The sequence below is a fragment of the Paraburkholderia sp. SIMBA_030 genome (genome assembly GCF_046535245.1).
In the GTDB taxonomy this organism is placed as follows: Bacteria; Pseudomonadota; Gammaproteobacteria; order Burkholderiales; family Burkholderiaceae; genus Paraburkholderia.
The window spans coordinates 1-253 of sequence record NZ_JAWRXB010001115.1; the positions used below are offsets into that span (position 1 = coordinate 1).

General features: G+C 61.3%; 1 pseudogene. It reads right to left on the reverse strand.

What is annotated here, in order from left to right:
- A pseudogene (locus SB772_RS43480) lies at window positions 1-217 on the reverse strand (hypothetical protein); the annotation flags it as partial.
- Between the last annotated feature and the right edge of the window lie 36 nt (window positions 218-253).

A 253-nucleotide genomic window follows, 5' to 3' on the forward strand; every position in this document is an offset into this window, starting at 1 on the left:
GGCGCATGGCCTGTTGGTAGGTGATATCGATCCAATACTTGCGGTCGACGCCCTTGGCCGTCACGGTGGCTTCGGCATTGACCAGGAAGTCCAAGTCCGCGGCGAGCGCCACGAGGCGTTGTTCCATCAGGTCAACGACCACTTCCGAGGGAAGGTGGTGCGCTTCGGCGATGGCGTGCGGAAAGACAGGATATTCGTTCAGCGGCGTGGACAGCATTACTTGGAGCCGGGCATCGAGGGCACGGTGTCCATC